Raw genomic sequence first — 15,832 nt, 5'->3', positions numbered from 1 at the left:
CGGACGCTCGCTCGACGGTGGCGTTGTCAGCCATCACGTGATCCGTCGTAGTAGAAGTCCGGCGGCAAACCGCTGCCCGTCCCCACGAGGCGCTCGCCGCCGAGCTTGGACAGGATGGCGTAGAGCTTGTCGGCGTCGGCCCGTTCCGCTGCCACGGTCCGGCGGGGAATGCCGGCCAGAAACTCGCGTTTCAGCGCTTCGAACGTCGCGTCGTCGTGGGCATCCATCAGGGGGCGGACGATGTCCCAGGTCGAAGGGTCGGAGGCTAGCATGTCCTTGGCCGCCCGGGATGCCCGGTAGAACCCCCCCACCGCCGCAGGCTTCTCGGCCACGGTGGCGGCATGGAACAGGTAGCCGATGAGGGAGACGTCGCCGCTGACCCCAAGGGCCCGCATGATGTCCTCCGCCCGGACCAGCCGGCGGAACCCCTTCGGCTGAAGGCGCGCGCAATAGGTCCAGTAGGTCAGGGCGGCGTCCAGGGCGCCCTGTTCGAGCTTCAGGGTGATGAGCGGAGGTGCACCGTAGGCGATCTCGGCCTGCTTCTCGATGTCGATGCCCGCCGCGTCCCTGGCCTGCGCCTTCAGGAGAAGCCAGTTCTTGTCCAGGGGGCCGCCCGCCACGCCGAACCGCTTCCCGGCGAGATCCTTCAGGCTCTTGATCGGGCTATCGTCGGGCACCATCACGGCACCCTCGGAGGTCGAGTAGGGGATGAAGCGCAGGCCCTGGCCCTCGTTGCCGAGGCGGGCCGCCCAGAGAAGGTCGCCGATGATCGTGTCGACCTGTCCGCCGACGAAGCTGATCCGCGCCGCGTCGTTGCCGGCGAGCTTCGTCGCCTCGAGGGTGAAGCCGTTGGCGGTATCGAGGTTGCGGGCCTTGATGACCGCCGCCTCCCAGGTCGAGGTGCCGAAAGGCAGGCTGCCGAGCCGGATCACGGGGAGGTCGCCCGCCTGCGCCGGGCGGGCCGCGAGGCCGCCGAGCAGGCCGGCGGCGATCATCGCACGCCGAGACAGCATGAGCCGTTCCTCCTCCGGTGTTCCGGCGGTTCCGATGCAGGGACCGGCCCTCGACGGCAAGCCTGCGAACGATCGAGACCTCGATCATGCAGGCTTGTCACGCAGCCTTGGGCGCCGCCTCTGGCGAACGCCATTGCCAAATGGTCATAGGGCGCCCGGCCGGGCTCGTCCACCTGCGGTGGGGTGACCTTGCACCGCGCACGCAGGCCGGGCACCCTTGTGGGAGATCAACCGGGGAGCGGCACGATGACGGAACGGCGCGAGGCCAAGATGGACGACGCGGCGGTGGAGGCCCGGCTGAAGGCCGAGTTGCCGACCTGGCGCCTCGAGGATGGGTGGATCCGGCGCACCTACAAGACGTCCGGCTGGAAGAGCACCCTCATGGTGATCAACACGGTGGGGCACCTCGCCGAGGCCGCGTGGCACCACCCCGACATCACCGCCTCATATGCCTGGGTCGAGGTCCGGCTGATGAACCACGCGGCCAAGGGCATCACCGACAAGGATTTCGCCCTGGCGAAGAAGATCGAGGAGGTCGTCTCCTGGCAGCCGGGTCTCGAGGGCCAGGGGCTCGAAGGCACGCCGACGGATCCGCGCTTCGCGTACATCAAGTACGAGAAATAGGAGCGCCCTCGCTCGTTAAGGCATCTTCCCGGACACTTGGATCACGTCATCACCACGGTCATTGCGAGCAACGCAAAGCAACCCAGGGATCCGCTCAGTTCTGAGAAGTCCGGCGGCCCTGGATTGCTTCGCTTTGCTCGCAATGACGGCGGCGGACGTCCGGCACCCTGAGCGAATGATCTCCCTCGCCGAACTTTTGCAGCAGCCTGCTAGCGCGCTGAGTTCATCATGACGGGGGAGGATGACGTCACCGCCGCCCGAACAGCCTCTCGATATCCGCGAGCTTGAGTTCCACCGAGGTCGGACGGCCGTGGTTGCACTGGCCGGAATTCGGCGTCGCCTCCATCTCCCGGAGGAGGGCGTTCATTTCCTCGGGCCGCAGGCGGCGCCCGGCCCGGACGGAGCCGTGGCAGCTCATCCGCGATAGCACGGCGTCGAGGCTCCGGCCGAGGGGGCCGGTCTCCGTGGCCGGAGCGGCCCCGTCCTCGAGCCCGCTGGCATCGAGGGCGTCGAGGATATCGGTCACGAGATCGCGGATGCTCGCGCCCACGAGGAGCGCCGGGATCTCCCGCACCAGCACAGCGCCCGGTCCGAAGGGTTCCAGGCTGAGCCCCAGGCGTTCGAGTTCTTCGGCACAGGCGGCCAGCCGCTCGGCGGCTTCCGGCTCCATCTCGATCACGTCCGGGATGAGCAGGCCCTGCCGGGCGATGCCGCCGGACGCCCGCTGCGCCTTCAGCCGTTCGTAGACGAGCCGCTCATGCGCCGCGTGCTGGTCCACGATGACGAGGCCATCCCGGGTCTGCGCCAGGATGTAGGTTCCGTGGATCTGCGCCCGTGCCGCGCCGAGGGGATGATCCTCACCGAAGGGATCGACCTCGGCGGCGGTCTCGGCCTGGGGCGGCAGGTCGGGGAGGGGTTCGAGGAGGGCCTGTGTCGCCTCGGCGAGGCCCGGCGTCGGTGAGTAGAAGGGCGTCGTATAGCCGGCCGGAGCGCCGAATGAGGGCAGGTCCCGGGGGATCGGCGCGGGCGCCGTCGGTCGGAATAGGCTCGGTGCCGCATAGCCCGTATGCGCGATCAGGCGCGGAGCGGCCGGGCGAAGGGCCTCCAGGGTCCGCAGGCCGCCGGTCGTGGAGGAGCGCGCGCCGCCCCGCCCGAGGGCGTCGTGGATCGCGCTGACGACCAGAGCCCGGACGAGGCCCGGTTCGCGGAAGCGCACCTCAGTCTTCGCGGGGTGGACATTCACGTCCACGAGGTCCGGCGAGCACGTGACGATCAGCCCGAGGACCGGGTGCCGGTCCGAGAACAGGGTGTCGGCGTAGGCACCGCGTACGGCCCCGAGAAGCAGCCGGTCGCGCACGGGCCGCCCATTCACCACGAGGTGGATATGGCCGGCGGAACCCCGGTGGTAGGTCGGCAGCCCCACATGGCCGGCAACGGCGAAGCCTTCCCGCTCCAAATTGACCGGCAGGGCATTCGCCGGAAAGTCCGGGCCCAGGACCGCCCCGAGCCGCCGAAGCATCGCCCCGTCGCCGGTCTCGGCGGGAAGGACGAGGGGGCTTCCCGCCTCGGTCCGAAGGGTGAGGCGGATGCCGGGCTGCGCCGCGGCGAGGCGGCGTACGATCTCGCCGATGGCCGCGTTCTCGGCCCGGTCGGATTTCAGGAACTTGAGGCGGGCAGGGGTGGCGGCGAAGAGGTCCGTCACCTCGATCCGGGTGCCCCGGGAGGCCGCGGCGGGGGTCACCTCACCCTTGCGGCCGGCATCGACCACGAGGCTCGCCCCGGCCTCGGCCCCCTCGGGCCGGCTCGTGATCGACAGGCGCGACACCGCACCGATCGACGGCAGGGCCTCGCCGCGGAAGCCGAGGGTGGCGATGGCGCCGAGGTCGCCGTCCGGTAATTTTGATGTCGCGTGGCGTTCCACCGCCAGGGCGAGGTCGGCGGGTGCCATCCCGCGCCCGTCATCGACCACGCGGATGAGGCGCCGGCCGCCGCCCTCGATGGTGATCTCCACCGAGCGGGCACCGGCATCGATGGCGTTCTCAACGAGTTCCTTCACCGCCGAGGCCGGGCGCTCGACCACCTCGCCCGCGGCGATGCGGTCGACGAGGATCGGGTCGAGGCGGCGGATGGGGGCGGTGGCGGACATGCCAGCCGACGATAGCCCCTCCGGAGCTTGCGCTCCAGATGGGCTGGCGCCGCCCCCTCAGGCGTAGCGGCTCGATCCGCCGAGGCTGATCCGGGCCGATCCGCTCGTGCGCGTCCCGTGGGTCGGCGCCGCGTAGGGCCGGCGCGACAGGTCGTACAGGGCGTTCCCGATGAGGCCGCCAGCCCGGCGCAGGCTGGAGCCATCGCAGGTCGCAGCGATGCGCACGCCGATCTCGTGGGTATGGCTGCGCCCGTAGAGCCAGACCGCGAGCCGCGCCCGGGTCGACTCGGGGATGCTGTCCACGAGGTCTGGGAGGGCGCCGGGATCGGCCTTGGCGAGGCGCCCCACCGTTTCCGGCGAGACGGGACAATCGAGGGTGGGGTCGTCGAAACTGCGAGAGCGGGTCTGGGACATCGCTGCACTCATCGGGTGATGCAATGTAGGATGTCGATGGAGTGGTTAACGAAACGTAGCGTGGCCGTTAAGCGGGCGGTCTTCACTTGTCATCGCGTGAGCGAATCCAGCTTTGGCGCCACATTGCCGGTGTCTTCGATGCGTGAATGCCACACAAGTCGGGCCGATCCCGGGGCCGCCTTGCCAAGGCACTTGGCTGCCCTATTCACAAGCGCTGTTTAGATTACAGGCACCGCGCTCACCGCGGCGCCATGCGCAGGGCTCCATCGAGCCGGATGACCTCGCCGTTGAGCATCGGGTTTCCGATGACGTGGGCGACGAGGGCGGCGAATTCCGCCGGACGGCCGAGGCGCGCGGGGAAGGGCACAGACCGGCCGAGGGCCTCGCGCACCGTGTCGGGCAAGCCGGCCATCATCGGCGTCTCGAACACGCCCGGCGCGATGGCGACCACGCGGATGCCGTGCTGCGCCAGCTCCCGGGCCAGGGGCAGCGTCAGGCTCGCCACGCCGCCCTTCGAGGCGGCATAGGCGGCTTGCCCGATCTGTCCGTCGAACGCTGCGATGGAGGCGGTGGAGACGATCACCCCTCGCTCCCCTTCGCCGTCGGGCTCGCCCGCCGCCATGGCCTGCGCTGCGAGGCGGATCATGTTGAAGGTGCCGATCAGGTTGACGCGCACCGTCCGGGCGAAGGCATCGAGATCGTGCGGCCCATCCCGGCCCACCACCCGGCCGCCGGAGACGATGCCGGCACAATTGACGAGACCGTGCAGCCCCCCATGCGTGGACACTGCGGCCTCGACCGCCCGGCGACCCTCCGCGTCGTCGGCTACGTCAGTGCGCACGAAGGTCGCGCCCAAAAGGTCGGCAACGTCGGCGCCCCGGGGGGCGAGATCGGCCAGGACGAGCTTCGCGCCTTTCTCCGACAGCAACTCCGCGACGCCGCGCCCTAGGCCGGAGGCGGCGCCGGTGACGAGGATGACGCGATCGGCGATGAGCATGGCGGTCCTAGCAGGCTTGAGAGCATGTCCCTCGGAGGAGACGAGGTTTCTAAACCATCGAAGACATCCTCACCGTCTTTGCGAGCAAGGCGAAGCAATCCAGGGCAAGCGCCACGATTGTCGATGTTCCGCGTCCCTGAATTGCTTCGCTGCGCTCGCAAAGACGGCGGCGGCGGTATGCACGCACTGCACCCTGAGCGAATGATCTCCCGCGCCGGACTTTTGCAGCAGCCGGCTAAAGCGGCTTGTGCAGCGTCCGGGCGATGAGGCCGACGACGCCCTCGCGAAACAGCAGCACGCAGAGCACGAAGACGCACCCCTGAATCACCGTGACCCACGCCCCGAACTGCGCGAGGTAGGTCTCCATGGAGACGATCACCAGCGCACCGACGATGGGGCCGAACACCGTACCCATGCCGCCGACCAGGGTCATCAGCACCACTTCGCCCGACATCGACCAGTGGACGTCGGTCAACGAGGCGAGCTGGAAGACGATCGCCTTGGTAGAGCCGGCCAAGCCGGCCAAGGTCGCCGAGAGGACGAAGACCGCGAGCTTGTACTGGTTGACCCGGTAGCCCAGCGAGATGGCCCGGCTCTCGTTGTCGCGAATCGCCTTCAGCACCTGCCCGAAGGGTGAGTGGATGATGCGGTAGATCGCGAGCATTCCGAGGAAGAACACCACTGCCACCAGGGCATACATCGCCCGGTCGTCATCGAGGCGGAACGCGCCGAACAGGGCGCCCCGGGGTACCGCCTGGATACCGTCCTCGCCCCCGGTGAACTTGGCCTGCAGGGCGAAGAAGAACGCCATCTGGGCCAGGGCGAGGGTGATCATCGAGAAGTAGATGCCCTGCCGCCGGATCGCCAGGGCGCCGAAGACGAGGCCGAGCAGGGCAGCAGTCGCCGTGCCGGTGAGGATGGCGAGCTCCGGCGTGAGGCCGAGAACCTTGGCGCTATAGGCCGAGAGATAGCTCGCCATGCCGAAATACGCGGCATGGCCGAAGGAGAGGAGGCCGCCGTAGCCAAGCAGCAGGTTGAAGGCCAGCGCGAAGAGGGCGAAGCACAGGACCTTCATCAGGTAGACGGGGTAGAGCACCGTAGGCGCTACTATCAGCAGCACCGCCAGCCCGACGAAGATCTTGCGCTGGAGGGCTTTGTCGTCCCGGTTCTCCGGGAGGGAGGCGGCGATCGGGGCAGCGTCGAGGGCGGCGGTGTCGGCCATGATTGTCGAGCCTCAGTTCGCGGTCAGGCCGTGCGCCCGAACAGGCCGGCGGGTTTGACGAGCAGTACCACGACCATGATCACGAAGATCACGGTGGAGGATGCCTCGGGGTAGAACACCTTGGTCAGTCCCTCCACGAGCCCGAGGGCGAAGCCCGTGATCACCGAGCCGATGATCGAGCCCATGCCGCCGATCACCACCACCGCGAAGACGACGATGATGATGTCGGCGCCCATGTTGGGGTTCACCGAGTAGATCGGCGCCGCCAGCACGCCCGCGAAGCCGGCCAGCGCCACGCCGAACCCGTAGGTCAGGGTGAGGAACAGGGGCACGTTCACGCCGAAGGCCTGGACCAGGGTCGGGTTCTCCGTGGCGGCCCGGAGGTAGGCGCCGAGCTTCGTCTTCTCGATGACCAGCCATGTCGCGAGGCAGACGGTGAGGGAGGCTACCACCACCCAGGCTCGGTAATTGGGCAGGAACATGAACGGCAGGCGCTGGCCGCCCGACAGTTCCGCGGGGATCGCGTAGGGCAAGCCGGACACGCCGTATTCGTTGCGGAACAGGCCCTGGATGATCAGCGCAAGGCCGAAGGTCAGGAGTAGGCCGTAGAGGTGGTCGAGCTTGTAGAGCCGGGCGATCAGCACCCGCTCCAGGATCACGCCGAACACCCCCACCGCCAGAGGCGCCAGCCCCAGCGCCAACCAGTAGCCCAGCCCCAGATAGGTCAGCAGCATCCAGGCCACGAACGCGCCCATCATGTAGAGCGCACCGTGGGCAAAGTTGATGATGTTCAACAGGCCGAAGATGATCGCCAGCCCGAGCGACAGGATCGCGTAGAACGATCCGTTGATCAGCCCGAGCAGCAATTGGCCGAACAGCGCCTGGGTCGGCACGCCGAAAATCGTCATCATGGCACGCCTCCCCGACGCCGCGACCGATCAGCCCTTCACCAGCGGGCAGTTGCCCTCGCCCAACGGGCGGAACACTTGATCGCCGGGGATGGTCTCGAGCTTCTTGTAGAGGTCCCACTCACCCTTCGATTCGGCCGGCTTCTTGACCTCGAACAGGTACATGTCGTGGATCTTGCGGCCGTCCGCCCGGATGACGCCCTTGCCGAACAGCGGATCGTCGGTCGGCATCGCCTTCATCTTGGCGACCGTGGCGGCGCCGTCCGCAACCGACTTCGTTTCGGCCACGGCCTTCAGATAGTGGAGCACGTCCGAATACACGCCGGCATGGTTGGAGGTCGGCTTGGAGCCCTTCATCTGCTTGGAGAAGCGGTCGGAGAAGGCCCGGGTCTGGTCGTTCAGATCCCAGTAGAAGGGCTCGGTCAGCACGAGGCCCTGCGCGACCTTGGTGCCGAGGGAATGCACGTCCGAGGAAAAGACCAGCAGGCCGGCGAGGGACTGGCCGCCCTCGGTGATGCCGAATTCGCCCGCCTGCTTGATCGAGTTGATCGTGTCGGCGCCCGCGTTGGCCAGCCCGATCACCTTGGCGCCCGAGCTCTGGGCCTGGAGCAGGAACGAGGAGAAGTCAGCGGTGGGGAAGGGGGTCTTCACCGAGCCGACGACCTTGCCGCCGTTCTTGGTGATGACGGCGGTGGTGTCCCGCTGGAGGGTCTGGCCGAACACGTAGTCCGCGGTGAGGAAGAACCAGGTGTTGCCGCCGCGCTTGACCATCGCGCCACCGGTGCCATTGGCGAGCGCCACGGTGTCGTACACCCAGTGGATCGTGTTCGGGCTGCATTGCGGCCCGGTGAGGTCCGCGGTGCCGGCGCCGGTATCGATGAAGACCTTGTTCTTCTCCTTGGTCACCTGGCTGATCGCCAGGGCGACAGAGGAGGTGACGCCGTCCGTGATCATGTCGACGTTGTCGCGGTCGTACCATTGCCGGGCGATGGCGGCCCCGACATCCGGCTTGTTCTGGTGGTCGGCGGAGACGATCTCGACCTTCAGCCCGTGCTGTTCGGGCTTGAAGTCCTCCACGGCGAGGCGGGCGGCAACCACCGATCCCTCGCCGCTGATGTCCGAATAGGCGCCCGAGCGGTCGCCGAGGATGCCGATCTTGACCGCCGTCTGCGCCGAGGCGGGCGAGATCAGCGCTGCGCCTGCCAGGAAGGCGGCAGCGAGTGCGGCGAGCGGAAGGCGTCCGTTCATCGGTGTCACTCCTCGGCGGCCAATCGGCCCCATTTGTTCAGTAGAAGTTCGGTTAAACCCGCTCACACGCCGAGATAGGCGTGGAGCTTGTCGATATTCGCGTCAAGATCGGCATTGTGGATCTGGTCGATGACCCGGCCTTGCTCGATGACGAAATGCCGGTCGGCCAGCGTCTGCGCAAAGCGGAAGTTCTGTTCGACGAGGACGATCGTATATCCGTCCGCTTTCAGCTTCTGAATGGTGCGGCCGATCTGCTGCACGATCACCGGGGCGAGACCTTCTGTCGGCTCGTCGAGCAGGATTAGCTTGGCGCCGGTGCGGAGGATCCGCCCGATGGCGAGCATCTGCTGCTCGCCGCCGGAGAGCTTGGTGCCCTGGCTTCCCGCCCGCTCCTTGAGGTTCGGGAACAGGGTGTGGATCTCGGCGACCGACATGCCGCCGGGCTTCACCCGGGGCGGCAGCATCAGGTTTTCCTGAACCGTGAGGCTGGAAAAGATCCCGCGCTCCTCGGGCACGTAGCCGAGGCCGAGCTTGGCGATCTTGCGGGAGGCCATGCCGATCGTCTCGACCCCGTCGTAGACAATGGAGCCCGAGCGCCGCCCGAGGATGCCGATGATGGCGCGCAGGGTCGTGGTCTTCCCGGCACCGTTGCGGCCGAGGAGCGTCACGACCTCGCCGGCTTTCACGTCGATGTCGATGCCATGGAGGACGTGGCTCTCGCCGTACCAGCCCTCGAGGCCCCGGACGGTCAGGAGGGGGGCGGAGGACGCCGCCGGCGATGCCTTGAAGGCGGCCTCAGGCATGTCCGGCCCCGATATAAGCCTCGACCACGCGGGGATCCTTCGAAACGGTGGCGTAATCGCCCTCGGCCAGCACCTGCCCCCGGGCGAGGACGGTGATCCGGTCCGACAGGGAGGCGACCACCGAGAGGTTATGCTCGACCATCAGGATCGTGCGGGCCTTCGAGACCCGGCGGATGAGCTCAGCGGTGCGGTCCACGTCCTCATGGCCCATGCCGGCCATCGGTTCGTCGAGAAGGAGCATCTCCGGGTCCAGCGCCAGGGTCGTGGCGATTTCCAGGGCGCGCTTGCGGCCGTAGGAGAGTTCCACAGCGAGGGTCGAAGCGAAGTCCGACAGGCCCACCGCCTCGACGAGTTCCAGAGCCTCGGCGTTGAGGACGCGCAGGCACTTCTCCGCCCGCCAGAAATCGAAGGAATCGCCGTGGCGGCGCCGCTGCAGGGCGATGCGGACGTTCTCCATCACCGTGAAGTGCGGGAAGACGGCCGAGATCTGGAAAGACCGGACGAGGCCGAGCCGCGCGACGTCGGCCGGTTTCAGGCCGGTAATATCGCGGTCCTTGTAGCGGATCGAACCCGCGGTGGGCTGCAGGAACTTGGTCAGGAGATTGAAACAGGTCGTCTTGCCGGCCCCGTTGGGGCCGATCAACGCGTGGATCGTCCCACGCTCGACTTCGAGCGCAACATTGTTGACCGCACGAAATCCCTTGAATTCCATGGTCAACCCTTGAGTTGCCAGGATCACGTCCCGTCCCAAGAGCGGCCCTCCCCGCGTTGTTTCCGGTTCTATGGACGAAGCAGAGTCGGGCCGTCCACCGGATTCCGCGAGGGGCGCCAAACAATCCACGGCCGCTGATATGGCCGCCGCGGTTTTGCGGACCGATTGGACGGATTACACGGACGCACCGGTCGAACAGGGAAGGGCAAGACGATGGCGGCAGCGAAGGACGGGCTCGATGCCGGGGCGGACGGGCTCGGCGCCCTGCAGACCCCCTGCCTTCTCCTCGATGAGGCGAAGCTTGCGGCCAACCTTTCCGGGATGCGGGCGCAGGTCGAGCGCCACGGCGTCGCCTTCCGCCCGCACCTGAAGACCGCCAAGTCCATCGACGTGGCCCTGATGGCCATGACCGGCCCCGGCGGCCCGGCCACCGTCTCGACCTTGAAGGAGGCGGAGTATTTCGCCGAGCGCGGCGTGCGCGACCTGACCTACGCCGTGGGCATCGCCCCGCATAAGCTCGACCGGGTCGGTACCATCCGTCGCCGCTTCGGCGCCGACCTTGCGGTGATTCTCGACTCCCTTGCCCAGGCCGAGGCCGTGTCGGAATGGAGCCGCCGGACGGGTGACCGGCTGCCGGTCTTCATCGAGGTCGATCCCGACGGTCACCGTTCCGGCGTGAAGCCCGGCGATGCGGACCTCCTGCGCGGCATCGGCCAGCGTGTCGCCGCCGGGGCGGAACTGCGGGGCGTGCTTCTCCATGCGGGGGAGAGCTACGGCCTGTCGGATCCGGAGGCCTTGGCCGAGGCCGCCGAGGGGGAGCGTGCCGCCGCGTTGCAGGCCGCGGAGACTCTGATGGCGGCGGGCCTGCCGTGTCCGGTCGTCAGCGTCGGCTCCACGCCGACCGCCTCGCACGCCCGCCACCTCGACGGGATCACGGAGGTCCGGGCCGGCGTCTATATGTTCGGGGATCTGGTGCAGGCCGGCATCGGCTCCTGCGCCGTGGGCGATATCGCCGTTTCGGTGCTCGCTTCCGTGATCGGCCACCGGCCGGACAAGGGCTGGATCATCACCGACGCCGGATGGATGGCCATGTCCCGCGACAGGGGCACCGCCGCGCAGGCCGTGGACCAGGGCTACGGTCTGGTCTGCGACCGGGCCGGGAAGCCCTACGACGACCTGATCGTCGCGCAGGCGAATCAGGAGCACGGCGTTCTCGCCCTGCGGCAGGGCTCTGGGGCTCAGCGCCCCGATCTTCCGGTGGGCACCCTCGTGCGGATACTGCCGAACCACGCCTGCGCCACCGCCGCGCAATACCATTGCTACCATGTGCTTGACCGCGACGGCCGGGCCGCCGCGGTCTGGCCGCGCATCAACGGGTGGTGATGCCGGTGCCGCCACCGTCCCACGCCCCTGAGGGGCGGGGACGGAAGGCGCATGCCGGTCAGGCCGCCAGGGCGTAGGCGCTCTCGTCTTCCTCGGCCTGGGCCGCCATGAACTGCGCCCGGGCGAGTTCAGCGAAGCGGCCGTCGAGGTCGACCAGTTGGTCGAAGGTACCGCTCTCCACGATCCGGCCCTCATGGAAGACGAGGATCCGGTCCGCATTGCGGATCGTAGACAGGCGGTGGGCGATCACGAAGGTCGTCCGCCCCTCCATCACCGCTTCGAGGGCGCCCTGGAGCTTGCGCTCCGTGGCGGCATCGAGCGCCGAGGTCGCCTCGTCGAGGATGAGGATCGGCGGGTTCTTGAGCAGCGCCCGGGCGATGGACAGGCGCTGACGCTCGCCGCCCGACAGAGAGCGGCCCCGCTCGCCGATCACCGTGTCGAGACCGTCGGCCTGACGGGCCATGAACTCCCCGGCCTGGGCCCGCTCGAGGGCCTCCAGCATCTCCGCATCCGTGGCGTCCGGGCGTCCAACCTGCAGGTTCTCCCGGATCGAGCGGGCGAAGAGCATCGGTTCCTGGAACACCACCCCGATGTTGTGCCGCAGGGACGACAGGGCGACGTCCCGGACATCGAGCCCGTCGATCCGGATCGCGCCGGCAGCGGGGTCGAAGCTCCGGTGCAGGAGCCCGAGGGTCGTCGACTTGCCCGAGCCCGTGGTGCCGACCAGGGCCACGGTCTCCCCCGGCTTGGCCGAGAAGGACACGCCGTCCAGCGCCCGGCGCCGGTTGTCGTAGGAGAAGGCCACCTCGTCGAAGACGACCTCGCCCTCAAAACGCGCCACCTGCACCGCATGGGGCCGGTCCGCCACGCTGGGCACGGTGTCGTAGATCGCGAAGAACTCGGCGATCTTCGGCGCCTGCTGGAACAGACCGTTCACGAAGCCGACCACATGGTCGAGGCGCGAGACGAAGGCGGTGGCGAGGCTCATGAAGGCCACGACCTCACCCACCGTCGTGTTGCCGGACTGATAGAGGGAGATGCCGGTCACGAAGATGGCGGTCATGGTGATCGTCGCCGAGGCGCGGGTGGCGACGTTGGCAAGAGCCCACCAGGACAGGACCGGGATCTGCGCGTCCAAGAGCTTGGCGATGATGTCGCGCATGGCGTCCTTCTCGGCCTTGGCGCGGGTGAAGGACTGGATGACCGCAACGTTGCCGAGGGCGTCCGAGGCGTGGGCGGCGAGGCCGGAATTGAAGTGCTCGACCTGCCCCTGAAGGGTCTCGGTCCGGCGCATGACGAAGGTCGTCAGGGCGGTGAAGGCCAGGACGAGCACCACCAGGATCGAGCCGAGCTGCCAGTTGATCAGCAGGGTCATCGGCAGGAGCACGCCAAGCGACACCAGCGCCACCAGATGGTCCCGGAAGAACCCGAGCCACAGCCACGCCATGCCGTTCGTGCCCTCCAGCATCGCCTTGAGGATGCGGCCGGAATGGTTGGCCGAGTGGAAGGCCAGGGGCAGGTCGAGGACGTGCTCGAAGAAGGCCGCCATGCTCGACAGGCGGTTGCGGTGGGACAGGCGGTCGGAATGCAGGGCGATGAACACGCCCGCACCGATGGTGAAGAAGCCGAACCCAACCCAGGCCATGATCAGCGGCAGCATCTGCGTCATGGCGTTGCCGCCCCGTTGCAGGTGCGTCAGACCGTCGATGATCCGGCCCATGAGCAGCGGCTCGGCGAACGCCGCCACCGCCAGGAGCAGGTTGGCCATGCCGAGCGAGATCGCAAGGCGCCGCTCAGCCTTCAGGAAACCCAGAACCCGTCCGTACAGGCGAACCATCGTGACGCTCCACGCCGGTCCCGGCCGTTACCGGAACCGCCCTCAATCTCGTCGCGCGTGCTTCGCCCGCCTTGGGGGTCAATAACCCGTGCAACGAGAGACTTATTCCCTTTCCCGGCTGAACGGGCGATGACGGAAAGGCGCGGGATCGCCGGAAGCTTTACCGTTCGTTCAGCATGGCTGCCCCAGGCTACCGGCGGGTGAGCCGCGATTCCGTTGCGCGGATCGCCGGAACCGCGTCGGGCCGCATTTCATGGATCTTGCTACCGCACTGGGGCTCCTGGCCGGCGCTGGCGTCGTTGTCGGGCTCATCATGCTCGATGGCGGCCATTTCGGGGCCTACGTCTCCGAGCATGCGGCGGTCGTCGTGTTCGGCGGCGCCACCGCGGCGACGATGATCCGCTTCCCCTTCTCGACCATTATGCACGGCGTGCCCATGGGGCTGCGCTTCGCCTTCACGACGCGCTCGGTGAAGCCACAGGATCTGATCGAGGAACTCACCAGAATTGCCGACGTGGTGCGCAAGTCGGGGCCGATCGCCCTCGAGAACATCGAGATCTCCGATCCCTTCCTCGCCCAGGGCGCCCGCTACATCGCGGACGGCTACGACCGCGAATTCATCCGCGACACGATGGAGCGGGACCGCGACAATTTCCTTTTGCATCTCGATGAGGGGTCGAAGGTCTATCGCGCCTATGGCGATTGCGCCCCGGCCTGGGGCATGGTCGGCACCATCCTCGGCATGGTCGCGATGTTCGCCAACATGTCCGACCCCTCCAAGCTCGGTCCGGCCATGGCCACGGCCCTGCTCGCGACCCTCTACGGCGCCGTCATCGCCAACCTGATCACGCTTCCGCTGGCCGACAAGCTCCACGTGAAGCTGGAGGAGGAGGACGTGTCGCGCTCGCTGATCATCGACGGCATCCTGCTGATTCGCGATCAGAAGAGCTCGACACTCGTGCGCGAGATGCTGGTGGCCTACCTGCCGCATCACCACCGGGAAGCGGTGATGGATGCGGCCGCCTGATATGGCCAGAAAAAAGCGCGGCGGAGCCCACGGCGGTCACGGCTGGTTCGTGACCTTCGCCGACCTGATGGCGCTCCTGATGAGCTTCTTCGTCATGGTCGCCGCCTACTCCACGCAGGATCAGAAGAAGCTTCAGCTCGTCGCCGGTTCCATGCGCGACGCCTTCGGCCAGACGAAGGATTCCCATTTCGCGGGGATCACCGAGGCGGATGGCATCCCCGCCGCCGATCACCTGAAGAACCTCCGCAACATCCCGCCTGAAAGGGCCAGCAACCGGACCACGCCCCCCGCCCTGGAGAAGAGCGCCGAGGACGGGTTGCTCGACATCGGCAATCCGGAGGCCTTCGGCCTTGCCGCCGCATCCTTGAGGCAGGCGCTGCAGGACATGCCGGATTTCGCCGAGATCTCGAAGAACGTCATCATCGCCCGCAGCGAGAAGGGACTCGACGTCTCGATCGTCGATCAGGATGGGCGGTCGATGTTTCCAGACGAGTCGAGCCGCCCGAACGACAGGACCCGCAGGCTCCTGGAGAAGCTCGCGCCGGCCCTGCGCAAGATGCCGAACCGCATCGTCGTGACCGGGTACACCTCGTCCGACCGTCCCGGTCGCCGGTCGGCCGCGCCGCCGTGGGAGCTTACGGCCAACAGGGCGCTGAGCGTGCGGGAAATCCTCGCGGGGGCGGGCGTGCCAGACGATCGGTTCAGTTCCGTCACCGGCAAGGCCGATACCGAGCCGCTCTTCCCCGACGACCCCTACATGCCCGCCAACCGTCGTGTGACGATCACGCTGCTGAAGGAAGCGCCTGCGGTCCCGGTGATGAAAGGCCTGCCCTAGCGCATTTTCGGGAAACATTGGTTCGCCTCCTCTCCGTTGCCGCTTCGCTCGCAATGGCCGTGGAGGAGGTGATCCAAGGATGACAGAAAACGCTCTAACAGGTGACGACGGCGCTACTTCGCGGTGAGCAGCGCCCAATACACCTTGTACTTGGAGCCCGGCGCATAGGCCGTGGCGATGCCCATCCGCGCGGCCTTCGGATCCAGCATAGTGGCGTTGTGCGGCGGGCTCTCCCGCCAGCCCGAGAACGCCTCCGCGAGGGTATGATAGCCCGCGGAGAGGTTGGCGTTCACGTCCGCATAGCCGAGCCGGGTCACGGCCGCCTTGACCGTCTGGGCCTTGCTCGGCCGGTCGGCGGCGGCCATCGCGGCCGCTTCGGTCTCCGCGAGCTTCTGGAGCTCGGGATCCACCGTCAAAGGCGCCGCGCCGTTGTTCTTGCGATAGGCCGAGATCATGTCCCGGGCCGCCTCGACATCGATCTGCGCGGTGTTGGACGCGAGGGGCAGGTAGAGTGCCGGGATGGCACCCGTGGTCGGGGTGTCGGTGCTGCAGCCCCCGAGCAAGGCCGTCCCGGCCAAGGCCGCCACCAGCCCGAGCCCGACCTGCCGCTGCCTGCGCACATCCCCCTGTCCGCTCTGCATGATCCCGTCCGCCCTTCGCGAC

At 67.8% G+C, this 15,832-nt stretch carries 15 protein-coding genes; 4 read left to right on the top strand and 11 right to left on the bottom strand.

The features are described from left to right. Window positions 1–26: 26 nt before the first annotated feature. Window positions 27–1,013, bottom strand: a complete 987-nt coding sequence (locus MFF22_RS06225; RefSeq protein WP_238248112.1) for an ABC transporter substrate-binding protein — start codon at window positions 1,011–1,013, stop codon at window positions 27–29. Between the two features lie 246 nt (window positions 1,014–1,259). Between MFF22_RS06225 and MFF22_RS06220 the strand changes: the two genes are divergently transcribed. Continuing rightward, window positions 1,260–1,637: a 4a-hydroxytetrahydrobiopterin dehydratase gene (locus tag MFF22_RS06220; RefSeq protein ID WP_238248111.1), complete on the top strand. Its 378-nt coding sequence runs from the start codon at window positions 1,260–1,262 to the stop codon at window positions 1,635–1,637. A 247-nt stretch (window positions 1,638–1,884) separates the two neighbouring features. Here MFF22_RS06220 and mutL read toward each other — a convergent pair whose 3' ends face one another. From mutL to MFF22_RS06180, 8 genes are all read right to left on the bottom strand, one after another. Then, the gene (mutL, locus tag MFF22_RS06215; RefSeq protein ID WP_238248110.1) at window positions 1,885–3,783 is read right to left on the bottom strand and encodes a DNA mismatch repair endonuclease MutL; all 1,899 of its coding nucleotides are present in this window, start codon (window positions 3,781–3,783) and stop codon (window positions 1,885–1,887) included. Between the two features lie 57 nt (window positions 3,784–3,840). Next, on the bottom strand, window positions 3,841–4,197 hold the full coding sequence (locus MFF22_RS06210; protein ID WP_238248109.1) for a hypothetical protein: 357 nt from the start codon (window positions 4,195–4,197) through the stop codon (window positions 3,841–3,843). A 238-nt stretch (window positions 4,198–4,435) separates the two neighbouring features. After that, window positions 4,436–5,194, bottom strand: a complete 759-nt coding sequence (locus tag MFF22_RS06205) for an SDR family NAD(P)-dependent oxidoreductase (RefSeq protein WP_238248108.1) — start codon at window positions 5,192–5,194, stop codon at window positions 4,436–4,438. A gap of 235 nt (window positions 5,195–5,429) precedes the next feature. Then, window positions 5,430–6,416 (bottom strand): branched-chain amino acid ABC transporter permease, encoded by a 987-nt coding sequence (locus tag MFF22_RS06200; RefSeq protein ID WP_238248107.1) that lies wholly within the window; start codon window positions 6,414–6,416, stop codon window positions 5,430–5,432. Window positions 6,417–6,439: 23 nt separating this feature from the next. After that, window positions 6,440–7,327: a branched-chain amino acid ABC transporter permease gene (locus tag MFF22_RS06195; protein WP_238248106.1), complete on the bottom strand. Its 888-nt coding sequence runs from the start codon at window positions 7,325–7,327 to the stop codon at window positions 6,440–6,442. A 27-nt stretch (window positions 7,328–7,354) separates the two neighbouring features. Next, window positions 7,355–8,572, bottom strand: coding sequence for an ABC transporter substrate-binding protein (locus tag MFF22_RS06190; RefSeq protein ID WP_238248105.1), 1,218 nt, complete (start codon window positions 8,570–8,572; stop codon window positions 7,355–7,357). 62 nt (window positions 8,573–8,634) lie between these two features. Further along, a complete protein-coding gene (locus MFF22_RS06185) occupies window positions 8,635–9,375 on the bottom strand; it encodes an ABC transporter ATP-binding protein (RefSeq protein WP_238248104.1) in 741 nt (246 codons plus the stop codon). Beyond that, a complete protein-coding gene (locus MFF22_RS06180; RefSeq protein ID WP_370877544.1) occupies window positions 9,368–10,087 on the bottom strand; it encodes an ABC transporter ATP-binding protein in 720 nt (239 codons plus the stop codon). The genes MFF22_RS06185 and MFF22_RS06180 overlap by 8 nt, the downstream gene beginning before the upstream one ends. A gap of 213 nt (window positions 10,088–10,300) precedes the next feature. Between MFF22_RS06180 and MFF22_RS06175 the strand changes: the two genes are divergently transcribed. Next, window positions 10,301–11,470: an alanine racemase gene (locus MFF22_RS06175; protein WP_238248102.1), complete on the top strand. Its 1,170-nt coding sequence runs from the start codon at window positions 10,301–10,303 to the stop codon at window positions 11,468–11,470. A gap of 58 nt (window positions 11,471–11,528) precedes the next feature. Here MFF22_RS06175 and MFF22_RS06170 read toward each other — a convergent pair whose 3' ends face one another. Next, on the bottom strand, window positions 11,529–13,307 hold the full coding sequence (locus MFF22_RS06170; RefSeq protein ID WP_238248101.1) for a glucan ABC transporter ATP-binding protein/ permease: 1,779 nt from the start codon (window positions 13,305–13,307) through the stop codon (window positions 11,529–11,531). Between the two features lie 253 nt (window positions 13,308–13,560). Here MFF22_RS06170 and MFF22_RS06165 point away from each other — a divergent pair, with 253 nt between their 5' ends. Together MFF22_RS06165 and MFF22_RS06160 are read left to right on the top strand one after the other, a co-directional pair. Continuing rightward, complete coding sequence (locus MFF22_RS06165) at window positions 13,561–14,334, top strand: motility protein A (RefSeq protein WP_238248100.1); 774 nt, start codon at window positions 13,561–13,563, stop codon at window positions 14,332–14,334. A 1-nt stretch (window position 14,335) separates the two neighbouring features. Next, complete coding sequence (locus tag MFF22_RS06160; RefSeq protein ID WP_238248099.1) at window positions 14,336–15,169, top strand: OmpA/MotB family protein; 834 nt, start codon at window positions 14,336–14,338, stop codon at window positions 15,167–15,169. A gap of 113 nt (window positions 15,170–15,282) precedes the next feature. Here MFF22_RS06160 and MFF22_RS06155 read toward each other — a convergent pair whose 3' ends face one another. Continuing rightward, window positions 15,283–15,810 (bottom strand): CAP domain-containing protein, encoded by a 528-nt coding sequence (locus tag MFF22_RS06155; protein WP_238248098.1) that lies wholly within the window; start codon window positions 15,808–15,810, stop codon window positions 15,283–15,285. Window positions 15,811–15,832 lie beyond the last annotated feature (22 nt).

It is taken from the genome of Methylobacterium persicinum, from assembly GCF_022179525.1.
GTDB lineage: Bacteria > Pseudomonadota > Alphaproteobacteria > Rhizobiales > Beijerinckiaceae > Methylobacterium > Methylobacterium persicinum.
This window is presented reverse-complemented; position numbering and strand designations above follow the sequence as displayed.

Coding starts and splice junctions, on each gene's coding strand:
- MFF22_RS06225 (WP_238248112.1), bottom strand. CDS start 1,013: ATGCTGTCTCGGCGTGCGATGATCGCCGCCGGCCTGCTCGGCGGCCTC.
- MFF22_RS06220 (WP_238248111.1), top strand. CDS start 1,260: ATGACGGAACGGCGCGAGGCCAAGATGGACGACGCGGCGGTGGAGGCC.
- mutL (WP_238248110.1), bottom strand. CDS start 3,783: ATGTCCGCCACCGCCCCCATCCGCCGCCTCGACCCGATCCTCGTCGAC.
- MFF22_RS06210 (WP_238248109.1), bottom strand. CDS start 4,197: ATGTCCCAGACCCGCTCTCGCAGTTTCGACGACCCCACCCTCGATTGT.
- MFF22_RS06205 (WP_238248108.1), bottom strand. CDS start 5,194: ATGCTCATCGCCGATCGCGTCATCCTCGTCACCGGCGCCGCCTCCGGC.
- MFF22_RS06200 (WP_238248107.1), bottom strand. CDS start 6,416: ATGGCCGACACCGCCGCCCTCGACGCTGCCCCGATCGCCGCCTCCCTC.
- MFF22_RS06195 (WP_238248106.1), bottom strand. CDS start 7,327: ATGATGACGATTTTCGGCGTGCCGACCCAGGCGCTGTTCGGCCAATTG.
- MFF22_RS06190 (WP_238248105.1), bottom strand. CDS start 8,572: ATGAACGGACGCCTTCCGCTCGCCGCACTCGCTGCCGCCTTCCTGGCA.
- MFF22_RS06185 (WP_238248104.1), bottom strand. CDS start 9,375: ATGCCTGAGGCCGCCTTCAAGGCATCGCCGGCGGCGTCCTCCGCCCCC.
- MFF22_RS06180 (WP_370877544.1), bottom strand. CDS start 10,087: ATGGAATTCAAGGGATTTCGTGCGGTCAACAATGTTGCGCTCGAAGTC.
- MFF22_RS06175 (WP_238248102.1), top strand. CDS start 10,301: ATGGCGGCAGCGAAGGACGGGCTCGATGCCGGGGCGGACGGGCTCGGC.
- MFF22_RS06170 (WP_238248101.1), bottom strand. CDS start 13,307: ATGGTTCGCCTGTACGGACGGGTTCTGGGTTTCCTGAAGGCTGAGCGG.
- MFF22_RS06165 (WP_238248100.1), top strand. CDS start 13,561: ATGGATCTTGCTACCGCACTGGGGCTCCTGGCCGGCGCTGGCGTCGTT.
- MFF22_RS06160 (WP_238248099.1), top strand. CDS start 14,336: ATGGCCAGAAAAAAGCGCGGCGGAGCCCACGGCGGTCACGGCTGGTTC.
- MFF22_RS06155 (WP_238248098.1), bottom strand. CDS start 15,810: ATGCAGAGCGGACAGGGGGATGTGCGCAGGCAGCGGCAGGTCGGGCTC.